The 15,786-nt window shown below is 44.7% G+C and carries 19 protein-coding genes; 10 read left to right on the top strand and 9 right to left on the bottom strand.

Translation table 11 applies throughout. The features are described from left to right. The first annotated feature begins 14 nt into the window (after nucleotides 1-14). From Pcarn_RS14315 to Pcarn_RS14300, 4 genes are all read left to right on the top strand, one after another. The gene (locus Pcarn_RS14315) at nucleotides 15-1,826 is read left to right on the top strand and encodes a sensor histidine kinase (protein WP_261836598.1); all 1,812 of its coding nucleotides are present in this window, start codon (nucleotides 15-17) and stop codon (nucleotides 1,824-1,826) included. Between the two features lie 23 nt (nucleotides 1,827-1,849). After that, on the top strand, nucleotides 1,850-2,452 hold the full coding sequence (locus Pcarn_RS14310; RefSeq protein ID WP_261836597.1) for a response regulator transcription factor: 603 nt from the start codon (nucleotides 1,850-1,852) through the stop codon (nucleotides 2,450-2,452). A gap of 76 nt (nucleotides 2,453-2,528) precedes the next feature. Beyond that, the gene (locus tag Pcarn_RS14305; protein ID WP_261836596.1) at nucleotides 2,529-2,981 is read left to right on the top strand and encodes a GNAT family N-acetyltransferase; all 453 of its coding nucleotides are present in this window, start codon (nucleotides 2,529-2,531) and stop codon (nucleotides 2,979-2,981) included. A gap of 39 nt (nucleotides 2,982-3,020) precedes the next feature. Continuing rightward, the gene (locus tag Pcarn_RS14300; RefSeq protein ID WP_261836595.1) at nucleotides 3,021-3,848 is read left to right on the top strand and encodes a CPBP family intramembrane glutamic endopeptidase; all 828 of its coding nucleotides are present in this window, start codon (nucleotides 3,021-3,023) and stop codon (nucleotides 3,846-3,848) included. 107 nt (nucleotides 3,849-3,955) lie between these two features. On the opposite strand, the gene Pcarn_RS14295 is transcribed toward Pcarn_RS14300, so the two are convergent. The 5 genes from Pcarn_RS14295 to Pcarn_RS14275 form a co-directional block, all read right to left on the bottom strand. Continuing rightward, complete coding sequence (locus Pcarn_RS14295) at nucleotides 3,956-4,213, bottom strand: YjhX family toxin (protein WP_261836594.1); 258 nt, start codon at nucleotides 4,211-4,213, stop codon at nucleotides 3,956-3,958. A 64-nt stretch (nucleotides 4,214-4,277) separates the two neighbouring features. Further along, complete coding sequence (locus tag Pcarn_RS14290; protein ID WP_261836593.1) at nucleotides 4,278-4,784, bottom strand: GNAT family N-acetyltransferase; 507 nt, start codon at nucleotides 4,782-4,784, stop codon at nucleotides 4,278-4,280. Nucleotides 4,785-4,878: 94 nt separating this feature from the next. Next, nucleotides 4,879-5,418, bottom strand: a complete 540-nt coding sequence (locus tag Pcarn_RS14285) for a TetR/AcrR family transcriptional regulator (protein WP_261836592.1) — start codon at nucleotides 5,416-5,418, stop codon at nucleotides 4,879-4,881. 183 nt (nucleotides 5,419-5,601) lie between these two features. After that, nucleotides 5,602-5,991, bottom strand: a complete 390-nt coding sequence (locus tag Pcarn_RS14280) for a VOC family protein (RefSeq protein ID WP_315972691.1) — start codon at nucleotides 5,989-5,991, stop codon at nucleotides 5,602-5,604. A gap of 60 nt (nucleotides 5,992-6,051) precedes the next feature. Next, nucleotides 6,052-6,456, bottom strand: a complete 405-nt coding sequence (locus tag Pcarn_RS14275) for a helix-turn-helix domain-containing protein (protein ID WP_261836591.1) — start codon at nucleotides 6,454-6,456, stop codon at nucleotides 6,052-6,054. Between the two features lie 928 nt (nucleotides 6,457-7,384). Between Pcarn_RS14275 and Pcarn_RS14270 the strand changes: the two genes are divergently transcribed. The 4 genes from Pcarn_RS14270 to Pcarn_RS14255 all read left to right on the top strand — a co-directional run bounded on the left by Pcarn_RS14270 (nucleotide 7,385) and on the right by Pcarn_RS14255 (nucleotide 10,707). Further along, nucleotides 7,385-8,542, top strand: a complete 1,158-nt coding sequence (locus Pcarn_RS14270; RefSeq protein ID WP_261836590.1) for an iron-containing alcohol dehydrogenase — start codon at nucleotides 7,385-7,387, stop codon at nucleotides 8,540-8,542. A 92-nt stretch (nucleotides 8,543-8,634) separates the two neighbouring features. Beyond that, nucleotides 8,635-9,285 (top strand): flavodoxin family protein, encoded by a 651-nt coding sequence (locus Pcarn_RS14265; protein ID WP_261836589.1) that lies wholly within the window; start codon nucleotides 8,635-8,637, stop codon nucleotides 9,283-9,285. Nucleotides 9,286-9,367: 82 nt separating this feature from the next. Then, nucleotides 9,368-9,595: a hypothetical protein gene (locus Pcarn_RS14260; protein WP_261836588.1), complete on the top strand. Its 228-nt coding sequence runs from the start codon at nucleotides 9,368-9,370 to the stop codon at nucleotides 9,593-9,595. Between the two features lie 254 nt (nucleotides 9,596-9,849). Continuing rightward, nucleotides 9,850-10,707: a DUF2608 domain-containing protein gene (locus Pcarn_RS14255; RefSeq protein WP_261836587.1), complete on the top strand. Its 858-nt coding sequence runs from the start codon at nucleotides 9,850-9,852 to the stop codon at nucleotides 10,705-10,707. A 63-nt stretch (nucleotides 10,708-10,770) separates the two neighbouring features. On the opposite strand, the gene Pcarn_RS14250 is transcribed toward Pcarn_RS14255, so the two are convergent. Beyond that, the gene (locus tag Pcarn_RS14250; protein ID WP_261836586.1) at nucleotides 10,771-11,196 is read right to left on the bottom strand and encodes a TraR/DksA family transcriptional regulator; all 426 of its coding nucleotides are present in this window, start codon (nucleotides 11,194-11,196) and stop codon (nucleotides 10,771-10,773) included. Between the two features lie 94 nt (nucleotides 11,197-11,290). Here Pcarn_RS14250 and zigA point away from each other — a divergent pair, with 94 nt between their 5' ends. Continuing rightward, nucleotides 11,291-12,502: a zinc metallochaperone GTPase ZigA gene (gene zigA / locus Pcarn_RS14245; protein ID WP_261836585.1), complete on the top strand. Its 1,212-nt coding sequence runs from the start codon at nucleotides 11,291-11,293 to the stop codon at nucleotides 12,500-12,502. Between the two features lie 71 nt (nucleotides 12,503-12,573). Here the strand turns inward: zigA and Pcarn_RS14240 are convergent, their stop codons facing one another. Next, a complete protein-coding gene (locus tag Pcarn_RS14240) occupies nucleotides 12,574-12,945 on the bottom strand; it encodes a DUF2237 family protein (protein ID WP_261836584.1) in 372 nt (123 codons plus the stop codon). 169 nt (nucleotides 12,946-13,114) lie between these two features. Here Pcarn_RS14240 and Pcarn_RS14235 point away from each other — a divergent pair, with 169 nt between their 5' ends. Beyond that, nucleotides 13,115-14,098 (top strand): HAD family hydrolase, encoded by a 984-nt coding sequence (locus Pcarn_RS14235; RefSeq protein ID WP_261836583.1) that lies wholly within the window; start codon nucleotides 13,115-13,117, stop codon nucleotides 14,096-14,098. Between the two features lie 49 nt (nucleotides 14,099-14,147). On the opposite strand, the gene Pcarn_RS14230 is transcribed toward Pcarn_RS14235, so the two are convergent. Together Pcarn_RS14230 and Pcarn_RS14225 are read right to left on the bottom strand one after the other, a co-directional pair. After that, nucleotides 14,148-14,750 carry a LysE/ArgO family amino acid transporter gene (locus Pcarn_RS14230; protein ID WP_261836582.1) on the bottom strand — a complete coding sequence of 201 codons (603 nt, stop codon included), beginning with the start codon at nucleotides 14,748-14,750 and terminating at the stop codon, nucleotides 14,148-14,150. A 114-nt stretch (nucleotides 14,751-14,864) separates the two neighbouring features. Then, on the bottom strand, nucleotides 14,865-15,761 hold the full coding sequence (locus Pcarn_RS14225) for an NmrA family NAD(P)-binding protein (RefSeq protein WP_261836581.1): 897 nt from the start codon (nucleotides 15,759-15,761) through the stop codon (nucleotides 14,865-14,867). Nucleotides 15,762-15,786 lie beyond the last annotated feature (25 nt).

The raw sequence follows: 15,786 nt of genomic DNA, 5'->3' as shown, positions 1-15,786 counted from the left end.
ACAACTCACCTGACATGAAAAAAGTTCGTATATTTCAGACCATTTTGTTGGTGCTATTGAGCTTGATGTCGATGTTCAGCCAAGCACAGACATCATCGGTAACACAAAGTGGACAGACGCTTGAGCAAAAAACTCAAGTAGACGTTGGAGTGCTGGCCATTCGCGGTCATCTTTATGCCAAGAGCCGATGGCAACCAACAATAGACTGGTTAAATCAAATTATCCCCGAGGCACATTTTGTATTGCATTTGCTCGACCTAGACGGCATGAGTGAGGCTGTGAAAAATCAGAATATGAGCTTTGTTTTGACCAACCCCGGCCAGGCGGTAAGGCTAGGGCGTCAGTATTCTCTCTCTTGGATAGCGACGCTTTCTAATCGAAATGGCCAGAATATCAATGCAAGCATAGGTTCTGCCTTAGTAGTAAGAGCCGATTCGTCTTATCAAAGTCTTCAAGATGTTTCTGGTCATCCCATGGCCGCTGTGTCGGAGCGAGCGTTCGGTGGCTACCTGACCCTAAGGTATGAAGCAATCCAGCAAGGGATTGACCCAAATACCTTCTATGCAGAGGCTAACTTCTTAGGCTTTCCTGTAGATGCAAACCTATATCAGCTCCGTGATGGATACGTAGATGCGGCGGTTGTCCCTGCGTGTTTGCTTGAGCAGATGGGGCGAGAGGGGTTACTGGATGTCGATAAGTTTCGAGTCTTGAATGCTGAAAGCTCAGCTGAGGAAAGTTGTCAGGTGTCGACCACTTTGTATCCAAACTGGTCTCTGGCAAAAACAGGCAAAGGCTCTGACGAATTGGCAAAGAAGATGAGTCAAAGTCTGCTTTCGATGAAATCCGACAATCCAGCTGCAATTGCAGCTAAAGCCTCAGGCTGGGCACCTCCGGTCAGTTTACTTTCAATCGATAAGCTTTATCAGGCGATGGACCTGCACCCTTTGCAGCAACCATGGTGGCAAGAGGGGCTGAGGTGGCTTCGAACTCACCAAGAGTGGGGTTGGGCACTGTTTCTTTTCGTTATCTTCCTGAATATCTATCACTTTTGGCTCGAGTATCGCTTCAGTAAAAGTAAGCGAGAGCTTGAATTGACCCTGCAACGATTAAAAGCAAAGAGCGAGATGCTCGAACATTCCCAGCGCCTTATGATAGTCAGTGAACTTGGCAGTAGCATTGCCCATGAGATTAATCAGCCATTGGCGGCGATTCGAAACTACAGTGAAGGTGGGCTTTTGCGACTGCAAAAAGAACGTCCCCATCAAGATATCATCCCGGTAATGACTAAGATTCAGGCTCAGGTAGAGCGCGCTGATGCGATTGTGCAAAGATTGAGAAATTTGATTAAAAAGCGCAGCGTGGAGATGAGTGAAACGGATCTAGAACAACTGATCAGCGATACCGTAGAGCTTCTTGATTTCAGGTTGCAAAAACAGTCGATAGATTTGATACGTGGACAGCAAGGTACAGCCAGGTTTATTGAGGTAGACCCTGTTGGAATTCAGCAGGTACTGGTGAATGTCATAAACAATGCGATTGATGCCTGTGTGGCACGAGCGGACGAAGACGACTATCAAGCTGAGATCGTTTTGTACACCAACTATCAGCAAGGTCAGGTTGAGATTGAGATTCGCGACAATGGTACTGGTCTTACCCATGACAAACCGACTGAGGCGTTCGTAAGCACTAAGAGTGATGGATTGGGTTTGGGCTTAAGTATCTGCAGAGATGTGATGGAGATACATCATGGTGAATTTATTATAAAGTCAGTTGAACCAAAGGGTTGTATGGTAACTTTGAGTTTGCCGTTTACCGCTGATGAGTAAGGTAACAAGGAGCAACAGATTTAATGAGCGAGCAAGATATTTCACTTCCGGTTTATGTGGTCGATGATGATGAGTCCGTTCGAGATTCACTTGCCTTTATGTTGGAAGAACACGGCTTTTCAGTGACGGACTTTGAGGGTGGACAGGAGTTTCTGGATAGTGTGGATATCACAAAAGCGGGCTGCGTTATCTTGGATAGCAGAATGCCAAACCTTCGAGGACAGCAGGTTCATCAGATCTTAAATGATGCTAGGAGTCCCTTAGCAGTGATATACCTGACCGGTCATGGTGATGTGCCTATGGCGGTGGATGCACTCCAAGCGGGAGCGGTGAACTTCTTCCAAAAACCGGTGAAAGGTGACGACCTCGCCCAAGCGATTCATGAAGGTCTGGCTAAGTCTTTAAGTGTTCTTGATCTTAAAGAAGCACAACTTGCCTATGACTCTCTCACCCAAAGAGAGCTGGATATCTTAAAGCTCATTATCGAAGGAAAGCGCAACGCGCGTATTGCTGACGAGCTTTGTATTGCTATGAGAACCGTTGAAGTACACAGATCGAATCTGATGAAAAAGTTCGAGTCAAAAACGGTAGCAGAGCTTGCCTATATATATGGGAAGTTGGGGTAGACCTAAACCCCAATAAAATAAGCTCTACAATCGGAATCAAGAGCACTAATACCTAGCGCTAGCAAAAGGAATAACAATGATCAGAAAACTGCACCCAACCGATAAAACCTCCATTCTATCTCTAGCCAAGAAATCCCAGATGTTCGAAGCAGAAGAGGTAGATTACATAGGAGAGTCTTTCGACAACAGCCAACAAGGCACTCTTTGGTTTGGGGCATTTGAAGGCGAGTTGATGACAGGTGTTGCCTATTGTGAGCCTATGGAAATGACCAACAAAACGTGGAACGTTTTGATGTTACTTGTTGATCCTGAACATCATAGAAAAGGCATTGGTAAAGCTCTGATGTCTCTGATGGAAGAGACTCTATTAGAACAGTCTCAAAGGTTATTATTGGTTGAAACCTCCAGTCAGCCAGACTTCGAAGTTGCTAGGACTTTCTATAGATCGATTGGTTACGCGGAGCAGGGCGTGGTTGAGCACTATTATGACCAAGGCGATCACAAGGTCACCTTCACAAAGGCACTCTAAAACAAACGCTTATGGATCACACACCTTGAAGGATTTCCTTTGACTCTAGATTCCTCAATGTGGATTTGGCTACCGCTTTGTCTAGCCATAATTTTTGCTTTTTGCCATCAAACCAAGCTCAGCATAGCTTTCATTGCTGTTAGTTTAATCGGAGGGTTTATAGAGAGCAAAATCAATACAATCGGTTTGATCACCCTTGGTACAGGGCTTACCGTTGCGTATCGTATCCCAACTTTACAAGGTAGGTGGAAACTCCTAGGTTACCTGTTTGTTGTTGTTTGGAGCGCGACTCTCTTTTTACACTTAATACCGGGTTTTAGTAATGCCAAGGTTCTCGATGCTGTTACGGCTGGAGAGCGAAGTATACCCTTTACCATGCACTTGAACCTGGATAAGCCCTTTGTCTTCTTTGGTTTGTTATTTGCTTACCCCTCGCTTCTTGGCAGTAAGGAAGTATTTAATAAAAAAGCTATTTTATACAGCGCAGTCCCACTGTTTAGCTTGCTGTTAATTGCGTGGTGGATAGGCCCTCTATCGCCCGAGCTTTCACTGCCAAGTTGGTGGTGGTTGTTTTTGTTAAATAATTTTCTGCTTACCTGTGTGGCTGAAGAAGCCTTTTTCCGTGGCTTTCTACAGCAGGTACTGTGCAAAAAATATGGTTGGCATTTAGGTGTTGCGATAGCAAGTCTGTTATTTGGCTTAGCACATATGGGTGGTGGTTTACTGCTGGTTGTTTTTGCTTCCTTAGCAGGTCTTGGTTATGGATTGATTTTTCATTTCAGCTCGCGATTATGGGTCGCAGTGCTATTCCACTTCTTGTTTAATTTCACTCATTTGCTGTTTTTCACTTATCCAATGATGAAGTAAAAATGAGTGTAAAATAATCAACCAGCTACCTGTAAACAAAAGGCACCGCTAATTACGGTACCTTTCAGTTTATGTGGGTTTGATTAGTACATACTTGTAGTTCCAAGCTAACGTTGCACCATTTGAGACCTAACAGAAGCCGCACCTAGTTGAGTTATGCGATAAGGCATGCTCTTTTTAGATCGAATGAATTTCTTGCTTTTCAGTCTTTTGAATACCTCTAATGTACAGTCGGAAAGTACATGACCTTCACGGGTGAAGCACAGAATTTCGTTGATCTTGCTCTTCTCACTACGCTGGTATTGAATTTCTCCGCCTAATGCTAGGACGTGCAATACGCGCTGTTCGTGTTTCGAAATGTTCATTGTTCTCTCTTGTCTTTAAATCGTTTGTTTTCAGGAAAGCTGAATTTGTCAGCTCTCCTTGCTTTTATACCTGTTCGCTAGGGTGGCCCCACATTAATGGTTCTGCGTAAGGACCTGTAAGCGATGAGGTAGATTCACCGACACCATCTAGAGCACCATCAGTGAGCTCTCTTGCGAACCAACATTCCAGAGGTGCTTGCGTTCTGACCGGTGGTAGCACTTTGTGTGGCGTGTTATAGCGGTTTGCGTAGTGGAAGGGTTCGCCCATCACAAAGATGACGTCTGCATCCAACTCACTTTCTGCTTGTTCCATCAATCGTGTGGCATAACCTTGACCTTGATATTCAGGTAGCACTGCCAATGGTGCTAGCACATAGCATTTAAGATGTGGAGCTGCATCTATGGTGATAGGTGTGTAACAGGCGTGTGCCACACCCTCATAGATTATTGAATAGCTACCGTCTGCGATTAGGTTGTCAGCAAACTCGGCGTATAGTTTTGCGTGCCTTTCGTCGTAAAGGCCACCGGCTTTGGCAAATGCTTCGAATTGAATTTGATAAGGTGTTTTCATTCTATTGTCCTCTTTATAAGTTAGTGACTGACTAGTCGGTTAGTATGTTGCTTCTAAAAAAACACGCTGTTGTTTAGCGTGTTTTTGAATCTGTTTAACAGTATTTCTTAATAAACTCTTGCTTAACTTCATCGATAGGAAAACTATCGTTAAGCAGGTAATTCATTGATATCCCATCGATTTCTGCGATAAACATCTTGGCTATAACTTCAGGTTTTGGGTGTTCTAACGCGCGAAAAACAGCTTCTGTTGAGGCCTGAAGTCCTTCATAGCGCTCTTCAATTAAGTCCGCAACTATCGCTCTGGTTGTTGGGTGAACCATGACACTGAAATTGAATTGGTACATTTTTCTGTGTTGTGGGACGGTCATTCCATCAAAGATAGAATCGATCATAGCCTCTAGTTGGATATCCTTGTCACTTACGTTTTCATCGGCTTTGTCGACTTCTTCAATCACCTTTGAGATGTGTACAAAGACTTGCCTTAAAAGCTCGTTCTTGTTTTTAAAGTGATGGAAAACTAACCCCTTGGATATCTTTGCTTCTTCACAAACTAGAGAGACGGGCGTCTTCTCAAAGCCATTCTCTGAGAAAAGGCGAGTCGCGACTTCGATGATCTCTTGTCTTTTATCCATTCTTTATACTCTAAGTGTTATCGACTGACCGTCCGGTTAGTGCGTAATTTATTTGTTTTGAGGGATGACTGCAAGCGTTTTAAGAAAAAACGTATATTTATTGCTCAGAGAATTTGATTAGGGATCTTCAAAGGGGGGCAGGAGTAGCTACTCACAAGGGTGATATAGCTTCTCACTGTGTAGTTATATCTCTTGCATCAACTGAATGTAGTTCCCACAAGTATCATCCAATACAGCAATCATCACAGGACCTGCTTCTCGTGGTTCAATTGAAAACTCCACGCCTAAATCAGAAAGCCTTTTGAATTCGGCCTGGATGTCATCGACAGCAAAGGATGTCCAAGGGATACCGGCTTCTTTTAACGATTGTTGATATTGTCTTGCTGGTTCGAATGCTAGTGGTTCGAGCAGTAGCTCCACTCCTGATTGCTCCTGAGGTGAAACTACAGTGAGCCACTTGTGCTCTCCAATGGGAACTTCGGTCTTTTTGATGAAGCCGAGAAAGCTGGTATAGAAATCGAGGGCTTTATCTTGGTCTTCGACTGGGACACTGGTTAGGGCAATCTTAATCACTGGTTAATACCTTGTCTGTTTGTGTATAGGGGTAAGATAGCGAAAGTGGTCACTAAAAACTTATTCTAGATTGCTTTTGTTGAGCTGCTGATACTCTTTTGGGGAGTAGCCAGTTCCTTTTTTAAACATAGCTGAGAAGGTTGAAAGGCTGTCATAACCTACATCTAAACAGGTTTGGGTGATCGAATTTCCCGCCTTGAGTAGTTGCTTTGCTCTGGTGATACGAAGGTCTTTAAGGTAATTTCGCGGGGTGACACCATACATTAGCTTAAATATTCTCACGTAGTGGAAGCGAGACATAAAGGCCGCTCTAGCTAGGTCATCCAGCTCTACCTTCTCAGCGTAATGCTTTTCCATAAACGCCTTGGATTGTCTGATGAGTAGATATTGCTTTGGTTGCAAATTCCCTTCGCTGTCTAGGCGGTCTATCTCTTGTTCATAGAATGTTTTTGGCGTTGAAGACATTTCAGCTCACATGCGTTCGAGTCAATCCCAAGCTTAACACAGCTGTTTGAGACTCATTCCACAATCAGTTTAAAAGAGACCTACAAGTTTTGAATGAAATCAATCTCTAGTTGTGGTTTTATTTTTGCTCAACGCGGGTAACAGCCGTTTATGGGCACCCTGTCTGTTTCTGTTTAGCTTCAAGATAGCGAAGGTGACTAGAAAACTTATTCTAGATTGCTTTTATTGAACCTCTGGCACATTTTTGGGTAGTAGCCTGTACCTTTTTTGAACATAGCTGAGCTGTCATAGATTAGCTCCAGTTCTTAGGGTCACCAGTAATGGCCATCCATTTTTTGGGTTGTCGGATACTGCTATAGGAATTGTGATTGAGCATGACCAACCTTGCTTGATAGCTGACTAGAAACGAATTGAGTAGCTTGGCGACGTGTTTGCGGCTAAACATGGTTGGTTTCTTAGGGTTCAGCTTAGGCTTGCATTACAGCCAAGACACCAACAATGTGGTCAGTTACTAAGAATGCACTCATTTCAATGCCTCAATATTGATGAAGTTATAACCCAACAATTTTAGCTCGCGTGCGTGTTTTTGCTTGATTAGATGTGCCGTTACCGTATTGGGTGCCACTAGGGTCTGTTGACCTTTTGAGTTGGTTTTTGTAGCGAGTTGTTGGGCTCTATAAAAGACAGGCACTTTGAGGTGAAGTGGTTCTACATTAAAAGTGTCGATTACAGCCTCTTGCGACTCTCTCCACACACTACCAAAAAGATGCCTACACTAACTGAACTACATGAGCCTGCCGTCGTCACGAAATTATTTTGGATCCGACTAACCCTATCAGCAGTATTAGACATGTGTTTGGCCTGTGAGCTGATTTGATAATGCATTAAGGCCACTAAGTTGCACAGACTCAACCGAAAGGAGAAAGCAATGCAAAACTTTGATTTCTACAATCCTACTCAAATTGTTTTTGGGCAGGATCGTCTCGCGGAGTTGGATAAGCATATCCCACAGAATGCAAAAGTAATGGTGCTTTACGGCGGCGGTAGTGTTAAGAAATTTGGAACCCTAGATAAGATTGCCAGTGCGCTTGGCAGTCGTGAGGTGATTGAGTTTGGTGGTATCGAGCCCAACCCTAAGTTCGATACCATGATGAAGGCGGTAGAGATAGTACAAGCTGAAAAAGTGGATTTTCTGCTGGCTGTTGGCGGTGGCTCGGTAATGGATGGTACTAAGTTCGTTGCCTTTGCTTCGACAGCAGACAGTGAGCACCATACTCTGCTATTCCACGGCTTTAACCCAGTGCCTGTGAGTGAAGCGCTTCCCCTTGGCTGCGTGGTTACCTTGCCTGCAACCGGCTCAGAGATGAACCCATTTGGGGTGGTTACTTATAATGACCAGAAGTATCCCTTCATGTCGCCCTTAGTGTTTCCTAAGTTCTCTTTCCTAGACCCAGATTTGACCAGAACTTTGCCTGACGAGCAGGTAGCAAACGGTGTAGCAGATGCTTTTGTGCACGTCGTTGAGCAGTATCTCACCTATCCGGTCCACGGCATGGTGCAAGATAGATTTGCCGAAGGGCTATTGAAGACACTGGTTGAGATTGGCCCAACAACATTGGCCGACAAGGATGATATTGACGCTCGAAAAAACTTCATCTGGTCTGCAACTATGGCACTCAATGGCTTGATTGGCTCGGGTGTACCACACGACTGGGCGACCCATATGATAGGGCATGAGCTAACGGCCATGTTTGGTATTGCTCATGGTCGTACTTTAGCGATTGTCCTGCCATCGCTTCTCCGTGAACGTAAAGAACAGAAGCGAGAGAAATTGCTTCAGTTCGCTGAGCGTGTTTGGGAGATTAATGAAGGTAGTGACGACGAGAAGATCAATTCTGCTATCGATAAGACCGAAGCCTTTTTTAACTCCCTTGGTATAGTCACAAATTTGACGCATTACGGCATCAACGATTCCGATATAGATACAGTGGTCGCCAACATGGAGAAAATGGGCCTGACTGCACTTTCTGAGACAGGAGATCTGACCTTAGACATAGTGCACAAAATCTTAACCGCAGCTAAATAGAAAAACGGTTTAAACTAGAGTTAAGAGCTGAATAAGCACATCGCTTATTCGGCTCTTTATCGTTAAAGCTCTGAGAGGGAAGAACTAAGTCGATGTTATCAAAGGTTTTGTTAATTGTAGGCGTGTTTGGGTTTGCCGCGGCCATTGCTGGCTTTTGGTATTACAAAACACAAACCGATTGGGTTGAATCTGCCAGTTATGCCAAGCCAACTAATGATCCAGCTAAGGTGTTGGTGGTGAGCTTTTCGCGCACCGGAAATACAGAGGCCGCAGCTAAGGTAGCGGCAGAGTATTTCGATGCAGACTTCCTTAAGATTGATGCCCCAAATTACGCCAATGACCTGAAAGGATTAAAGAAGGCCTCTGATGATGCCATGGCTGAGGTGGTCTCTAGCCCAATCTCTCACCCTCCAGTCGATTTAAATCAATATGAGCTAATAATATTGAGCGCGCCAACTTGGTGGTTTAGGCCAGCGGTTCCTATCTGGTCATTCGTAGAGAATCACGATTTTCACAACAAGCGTGTTTTTTTGATAATGACGGGCAACAGCCGTTATGAAGAAGAGAAAATAGCCAAGTTTTCAACACTGGTCGAAACGAACAATGGACGTTATTTAGATATGTTGTTTGTTCAACGGGGACGTATCTATTGGCAGAAAACCAAGGATGAAGTTAACGTTGAAGTGAGAGAGGCTCTTGAGAGTCACACTGCGCAGTGGCAAGAGATTTTGCGCTTGGAGTAACCGTAGAATAGCCTTCTCAAAATGTTGGTTTATCAAGGTCTATACTCTTTTACACTCCACCAAAGCAAAAGGAATCTAGCTTATGGCAGACAACACAGAGTTTTATTTTCATGATTATAACGAGTGGCGACAGGCCATCACAGAGCGGTGCAATATAAAGCTTACACCAGAATACTCCCGCTCGAGAATAGCTGCGCTGCAAGATTCATCTGACAGAACCACCCAAGAATTTACCGAAAAATACGGTGAGGCCTATTTGAGTCAAGTGATTTCTTGGTTTCAACAGGCAGAGACAGAATCAAACCAATAGTGTTACTTCCTCCTTCTTTATAAGACCGATATACCATATACAGCAAGTTGAGACTTGATGTGATTTATGTCGGTTTTTTTTATGCAAAGAAATAACGCGGCTTACATTTGTGTGATCTATTATGCATTTGTTTGTCTGGAAATCATTGATAATCAACGCCTTTTTAACGTTTTGTGTAAGCGTTTATTAATCATGGTTGCATGACTCCATGTCATCGCCTTCAAGCAAGTGATATCAAGTTTAAGGAAAACACAATGAAACTAAAAACGATAGCGGCGCTTTGCGCACTCTCTTTTGCCGGCAACGCATTTGCAGATGTTGTGGTTAAAGAGACGGATAAGTTCCAAGATGTGGCAACCAAGGTTAGCGAGTTGACCGCGAAAGGAGAGAACCCACTTATCGTAATTGATATCGATAACACTTTGCTTACCTCAACGGCCGATATCGGTGGTGATATCTGGTATCAATGGCAGCGTGGCAAGCTAGATGTTAAGCCTGCCAAGGATGATAAGGTTGAATGCTTGTTCGAAGATTCTATCGGTTTGTTGTATGAACTTGTGCCGATGAAGACCATCGAAGACCAAGTACCAAATACAGTACGTGGTTGGCAGGACAAGGGGCTTACGGTTATGGCATTGACCTCTCGCTCTCCAAACTATCGCTATGCTACCGAGCGCGAGATGTATCGTAACCAGTTTGATATGACTATCACGCCGCTAAAAGAGAAAGGCTCAGATGAGTTGCCTATTTATATCGATAACCCAGAGCGTCCGCTGAGCTACATCAATGGCATCATGATGACTACAGGTATGAACAAAGGCACTATGCTGAAATACATCCTAGATAAGACGGATCAGAGCTTCAGCAGTGTGGTGTTCATTGACGATAGCAAGAAGAACATCGTTAATATGGAAGAAGCCTACAAAGATGATTCTACAGTAGACATGAGCATCTTCTACTACACCAAGGTTGAAGAAGACCGTATTAAGGCAAACGGCTCAGTGCTAACTCAAGAGCAGGCCGACAAGATGGCTCGAGATTGGGAAGAGCTGAATCTTATCCTAGACAAGATTGCTCCGGCTCGCGCTGGCGACGCTTGCCTAGGACGTTAATCTAGCTCCCTGATATGAACAAGCCGTGTAGTGATAAGCTACACGGATTTTTTATACTGTTTGCTATCCTCTGAACTGGTGCTCTTTTAGCTCTTTCTGGGCCTTTACTTCAGCGCAGTATTCAGCGGTCGGCCTAGCGATAAGCCTACGAACGCCAATGGGTTCGCCGGATTCTTTGCAATAGCCATAATCTCCCGCACGCAGTAGCCTCAAGGTTTTTTGGATTTTTGGAAGTAGCTTTTGCTCCCTATCAACGATGCGCAGTGCGATAGCAGATTGCTCTTCGCTAGAGGCCCTATCGTTATCGTCACTAAATTCCATTGGAGCAACAATACTCTCCTTTGCTTCCTCGATTCGAGCACAAGTTGACTCATACAATTCCTCTAGCTTGTGTTCGAAGAATCGTAGCTGATCATCGTTCATGTATTCAGACTCTGGCGCAGCAATGATCTCTTCTTCTGTCAGTAGAACCTTTTCGGATTCAGCCATAATCTCACTCCTTTTGAATCAACTTGCGGGGCAAATCTTCAATCAATAGCTACAATACTGATATGTTATAACATAGCATTTGGATTTGTGGTCTATGAACAATTTGACTCAAAATCAGCTTCCAGTGACCGTACTCTCTGGTTTTTTGGGGGCAGGCAAGACAACGGTACTCAGCCATATACTGAACAATAGGCAAGACAAAAAGGTCGCAGTCATAGTGAACGACATGAGTGAGATCAACATCGATGCTGCCATAGTTAAGAACGAGGTCTCCCTGAATAGGAGTGAAGAAAAACTCATTGAGATGAGTAACGGCTGTATATGTTGCACCTTGCGAGAGGACTTATTAGTCGAGGTAACTAAGCTGGCAAGAGACGGAAGTTTTGATTATCTCGTCATAGAGTCAACAGGTATCTCAGAGCCACTGCCCGTCGCTGAAACCTTCACCTTCGCTGACGATAGTGGCGTTTCTCTGAATGATGTTGCAAGGCTAGATACCATGGTAACCGTGGTCGACTCAGTAAACTTCCTGCGAGACTACGATGAGGCAAAACAGCTCAGTGACACGGGAGAGTCGTTGGGAGAGGGCGATGACCGCAGCGTTGCGGATCTCTTGGTTGATCAAGTGGAATTTGCGGATGTGATCTTAATCAGCAAAACAGATCTTGCCTCTCAGGAAGAAATAGATAGGTTGGTTGCGATTCTGAAAACCCTCAATACTCATGCCAAGATTATTCCTATCGCTAATGGCGAAATCGAGCTCGATAGTGTGCTTAACACTGGTTCGTTTGATTTTGCTAGGGCACAGCAAGCGCCGGGATGGCTTAAGGAGATGCGAGGTGAGCATGTTCCTGAAACCGAAGAGTATGGCATTGGTAGCTTCCACTTCACCGCGAGGCGACCGTTTAACCCTGAAAAGTTTTATGACTTTCTGCATAACACAGAAGGCTTTGGCAAGCTTATTCGCTCAAAAGGCTACTTCTGGTTAGCAACACGACCTGATCTTGTTGGGCAATGGAGCCAAGCTGGTGGCATTGCACGCTATGGATTAGCTGGAACCTTTTGGAAGGCTGTGCCAAAAGAGCATTGGCCCACAGATGTGGAATATCTAGACGCTATCTACGAACACTGGGAAGAACCGTTTGGTGATATGAGGCAGGAGTTGGTGTTTATAGGACAGGGTATAGATGAGGCTAGGTTCACATCTGCGCTCAATGATTGTCTTCTTACCGAAGAGGAGATAGAGAAAGGTCGCAGTTATTGGTTGTCTTTAGAAGATCCTTTTCCAAGTTGGGGCGCTCAGTAATACCGGAGTTGGGGTTAAAAGCTGACTCCATTTTTGAGCGTTAGCATTGAGATTGCCACTATCTTCACTGTTTATTCTGAGGTGGTGGCGTACATCTTCAGTGCATCGAGTGGCACAATTTCGAGGGCACTCTCTTCGCAACTTGCTAATACTACTAGCGGAGCCCATCCGGCTTGCCACGCTTCTTTCCAACGCAGTGCACACAGACACCAGCGATCACCTGGCTTCAATCCCGGAAAGTTAAACTCTGGGTTGGGAGTAGAAAGGTCGTTGCCTCGGGTTTTGGTGAAAGCGAGAAAGTCTTCAGTCATGACTGCGCAGATAGTGTGCTGACCCATGTCGCTGCCATCGGTACGGCAGTAGCCGTCTCTGAAATATCCAGTAATGGGTTTGCAACCGCAAAGCTCCAATGGCTCGCCAAGTACATTATTTTTGCTGTTCATCATGATTCCTAGCATGGGGTTATTCGGATAACAGTGTAGTTGAGAAGTCGGAATTAAATAGAGCTTAGTTGCGATAACCTTAAGTTATATGCTCGATAATTAACCAAAAGTTAAAGCGCCTAGTAGACTAATTCTTAAGTTATTTTTGTGACCTAACGGAATGATTTAAATGAAAAAACTAAGTCTGATCTCTATAGCTGTTTTGTCTAGCCTATCTTTTCACTCCTTTGCCAAAGATTGCGATCCTTCATTGCTTCCTTCTTGGAAAGATGTAGAGAGCAAACAAGCGCTAGTTAAGTTTGTAGATCGCTCAACCAACAAAGCGTCTTCGGGATTTATAGAAGTAAAAGACCGTATCGCAGTATTTGATAATGATGGAACCCTTTGGTCAGAGAAGCCCTTCTACTTCCAACTTGCCTTTGCCATGGATCAGGTTAAAAAAAAGGCGCCGGAGCATCCTGAATGGAAGACCGAGCAACCATTCAAAGCCGTGCTTGCTGGAGATACCGAGGCTGTTCTAGCCAGTGGTAATGAAGGTCTACTCAAGTTGGTTATGGCGACTCATTCAGGGATGACTGTTGAGCAGTATCAGGAGACAGTGAAACAGTGGTTGTCGGTTGCTAGAGACCCAAGATTCAATAAAGAATACACAGCCCTGACCTATAAGCCGATGAAGGAGATGTTGCTCTACCTTCAAGAAAATGACTTTAAAACCTACATTGTATCTGGCGGTGGCGTGGATTTTATGAGGGCATGGGCACCAGAGGTGTATAACGTACCCTCAGAGCAGATCATTGGCAGTGCACTCAGGTACGAATATCAATATAACGAGGGTAACCCAGCAGTAATCAAGAAGGATGCTGTTCTTACCATTGATGATAAAGAAGGCAAGGTTACAAATATCCAGCATATTATTGGTAAAAAGCCGGTGCTAGCAGTAGGTAACTCAGATGGTGATCAAGCCATGATGCAGTGGGCAACCAGTCAGCCCAACTCGATGGCAATGATTGTTCATCACACAGACACCGAGCGTGAGTGGAAGTATGATCGAGAGTCTCATGTTGGGCGTTTAAACAAAGCGCTAGATGAAGCGAACTCTCGAGAGGATTGGAAGCTTATTGATATGAAGAACGACTGGTGTAGCGTTTACTAATTTAATTGTATTGGGTCTTCTTAGCTTTAGTTAGGAAGACCCGAACAAATTAAGCTCCTCGAACTAGCGTAATTGCGATAGAAGCCATAATCACACCTACTAAGAACTCAAGGATTTTCCATGCTCTTGGCTTATTGAATATTGGTGCAAGGAAGCGAGCGCCATAACCCAGAGAGAAGAAGAATACGAAAGAGGCGGTCATGGCTCCAACGGCAAACTGCAACTGGTCTGGATGATAGTGAGTAGAAACCGAGCCAAGTAGTACCACGGTATCTAGATACACGTGTGGGTTGAGCCAAGTAAAGGCCAGGCACATGAGAATGACTTTGGTCAGTGAGCCCTTGGATTCGCCAGCGGATTCCAGCGCATGGTCTGTGGTGAACGCTGATTTAAAGCTAAGCAGAGCGTACACACTCAAAAAGAGTGCACCGCCATAGCGAGCAAAGGTTTCTATCTCCGGAAAACGATTCACCATAGCACCGAACCCAGCCACCCCAAGGCTGATCAAGATAGCGTCAGAGATGGCGCACACCGCGCAGATAACGAAGATATGCTGACTTTTTAGTCCTTGTTTTAGGACAAACGCGTTTTGTGAGCCAATGGCGAGAATGAGCGATAGGCCAAGAGAAAAACCGGCAATATAGGTGGACATGGAAGCAGCATTGAATAGGTTTAATTCATCCAGTGTAACCTCAAACCTACTCAAATTTCAGCATAGAAATATTTAAGGCGCGAACAAAAAGGGTGGCTGAGCCACCCAAGTTACTTAAACATTTGCTAGCGAGCTAAGCTGTGCTTTGTTTTTCTCAATCCAAGCACTAAAGCTGATTGGCTTGCGACCGGTAAGGGCTTCAAAAGCATCGCTGCGGCCATCGGATAGACCTTGGCGGTTGTGCTTATCCATAGTCACACACAACTCAACGATAGGTGCTGGGAGTTGAAATGACTCTAGCTGTGCTTGGTATGCCTCATCACTCAAGTGCACCATATTGATAGAAGTGCCTAGCGCTTTATCCAGTTCAGTAGCCATTTCATCTTGAGTAAAGGAGTCGACACCATTCATGCTAAGGGTTTGCTTACCCTTGGTTGGGTTAGCTACTGCAGAAGCAGCTGCTAGCGCAAGGTCTGCTCGAGATAATTGAGCCGTTTTACCTTCGGCTGCTGAGGTTAGCCAGTGACCGGTTTGTAGGATGCTTGCAAAGTACTCAGGCAAGTTTTCAAAGTACCAGTTATTGCGAAGAATGGTCGCATTCGGGATCTGGCTCTCATTGATAGCTTTCTCTGTATCTTGATGCTCGTGAGCAAAACCTACAGGTGATTTTTCTGCTGCTGGCATCGAGGTGTAAACAATGTGCTTAACTCCAGCTTTCTCAGCTGCTTTTACCGCATTTAGGTGTGATTCAGTACGCGGGCCTGATGCGTCGATACTGATCAGAAGCAGGCTATCGGCACCTTGAAAGGCTTTCTCTAGTGAGCTTGGGTTTGAAAAATCAGCTTCTCGAACCTCGACACCCTTGTCAGACAGTGCGCTGAGTTTTTCGGCATTACGAGTGGTAACGATAAGCTGCTCAGGGCTTAGTTTGATCTCTTCAAGTAGGCTCTTTACTACCGCTTGACCAAGTTTACCTGAAGCGCCGGTGACTAGGATCTTTGAGTGTGACATATCTGTATCTCCATCTGGATTAGGG

The organism is Vibrio ishigakensis (assembly GCF_024347675.1).
Classification (GTDB): Bacteria; Pseudomonadota; Gammaproteobacteria; order Enterobacterales; family Vibrionaceae; genus Vibrio; species Vibrio ishigakensis.
This window is presented reverse-complemented; position numbering and strand designations above follow the sequence as displayed.